Source organism: Leucobacter sp. M11, from assembly GCF_035726885.1.
Taxonomy (GTDB): domain Bacteria; phylum Actinomycetota; class Actinomycetes; order Actinomycetales; family Microbacteriaceae; genus JAPFRB01.
In genome coordinates this window covers 110,803-113,034 of the sequence record NZ_JAPFRB010000004.1, presented here as the reverse complement: position 1 = coordinate 113,034, position 2,232 = coordinate 110,803, and the positions used below count along the sequence as shown (strand labels likewise).

General features: G+C 62.7%; 1 protein-coding gene. It reads right to left on the bottom strand.

Translation table 11 applies throughout. The annotated features are described in order from the left end of the window. On the bottom strand, positions 1-2,232 hold a 2,232-nt coding region (locus OOT08_RS12505; protein WP_325093072.1), incomplete at both ends, for a hypothetical protein.

Below are 2,232 nucleotides of genomic sequence, written 5' to 3'. Positions count from 1 at the left end.
GGGAACAGCATGTCCCAGTTCGCCGTGGAGAACTCCACCGGCACCACCGTCAGATTCGACGTCGGCATCGCGGGCATCGTGTGCCCACGCCACACCGCAACCTCATACTCCTTCGACCGGTCCAGCTTGTCAGCCGGAACAGAGAGCACCGACGTAAACGTCCCGTCCGCCCCCGTCGCCCGAACCCACTCATACTTCAGCCCAAAGTTCGGCATCGTCTGGTCAAGAATCGTGCCCTTCTCCACCAGCGCCGCGTACACACCATTGGGGAACTCAGACGCCGGGAACGCAACACCGGCAACCGAAACCGCAACAGACGTGTCCGGAACAATCTTCCCGACCGTTGCCGACACCTTCGGAGCGGGCTTCGGGAACAGCATGTCCCAGTTCGCCTCAGAGATCGTCAGCGAAGCCTTGCTCAGGTCGGCGTTCTCGTCGGCGGGCAAGGTGTGCCCACGCCAGACGACGATTTCGTATTCCTGCATCCGGTTGATCTTCGACGCTGGAACCGTCAGGGTGTGGCGAAAACCCTCCTGCTCAAAAGCGCTCGGCTTGACCCACGCAAACGTCAGGCCCATATTCGTCTGGCTCAGTTCATCGGCGGTGCCAGCCTCGATGAACGAAACGTACACTCCGTTCGAGTAGTTCTCGACCGGGTAGCCAGTACCCGAGATCTCAACAGCGATCGATTCCTTCGCCGAGATCGCGCCAACCTGGGCGGTCACCTGACGCTCAACGGCAGGCTTCGGGAACAACGCTGCCCAGTGCTCGTCCGTGATGGCGAGCCCGCTCGTCTCCAGATCCGCGCTCTGGTCAGAGGGGTTCGTCTGGGCTCGCCAGACAGCGATTTCGTACTGCTTGGTGTTGTCCAGCTTCGTCGCATTGACAACGATGTCCGCGGTAAAGGTTCCCGTCGTGAGCTTCGTGACGGGAATATAGGCAACCTGTAGCCCCACGTTCCCCTGCGACAGCTCGCCGGAGGTTCCCGCTTCGATGACCGATGCGTACAGGCCCTTCTGGTAGTTCTCCTTCGGGTATCCAGATCCCGTGACGGAGAAGGTCATCGTGTCGTTCTGCACGATTGCGCCCACGCTCGTGGAAACGACCCGCTCCGCAACGGGGGTGGGGAAGACGGTCTCCCACTGCTCCGCCGAAACCGGCAGCGGCTCAACCGAGACCAAGCTCTCCGGGCTCACCACGCCGTGTGCGTTCCACACCAGGACCTCATAGGGCTCACCAGAAACAAGGTTCGCCTGAGGCAGGTCAATCGTGGTGCTAAACGAGCCGTCCTTCGCCAGGCCACGGCCAGCGGGAGCCTTCGGGCTCATGAATGTCACGCCCACCACCGCAGGCGATTTTGCGCTCTCAACCGTCATCGCCTGACCAGCCTTGATCACCGCAACGTAGACCCCATCGCCAGCAGCCTGCTTCGTGAACCCGGTCCCCGTCACCGGAACCGTCAGCCCTGCGGCAGACGCCTGAACGCTGAAAGCCACCTTCGGCTCAACAACCGGTGCCGGGAACACCGTCTCCCACTGCTCCGCCGAAACCGAAAGCGGCGCGCGCGCAAAAATCGTCTCCGTCGTCGGGAGCGAGTGCGCGGGCCACACGATCATCTCGTACGACGTGTTCCGGTCAAGGCTCGCGGCAGGTCCATCCAACACGACCGAGAATGCCCCGTCCGTGATCATGTTCGCGCGAACAAAGCTCATGCCGACATATCCGGCATCCGCCGTAACGCCTGCCTCAGATCCGGTCTCGATCACAGCCGCGTACACCCCACCGCTGTGCTGCGGAGCCGAATACCCGGTACCCGACGCGGCCAGTGTCAGCCCAGCCTCGGTCGCGGCAGAAACCTCAACCGCCGCCGTTACCGGCGCAATCGGGGCCGGGAACACCAGTTCCCACTGCTCCGCAGATACCGCAAGCGCAGCACGCGCGTAGATCGTTGCCGTGGTCGGAAGCGAGTGCGCGGGCCAGACGATCATCTCGTACGAGGTTTCCCGGTCAAGGTTCGCCGCAGGAGCATCCCAGACGACGGAGAAGGATCCGTCCGTCATCATGTCCGGCCGCACATAATCCATGTCAACGAAACCGGTATCGGCTGTCACCGTTGCCTCAGAGCCAGTCTCGATCAGCGCCGCGTACACGCCGCTTCGGTACGAGGAACCCGAGTAACCCGTGCCCGTCGCCGTGACCGTCAGCCCGCTTTCGGACGCCGCGGAGATCTCA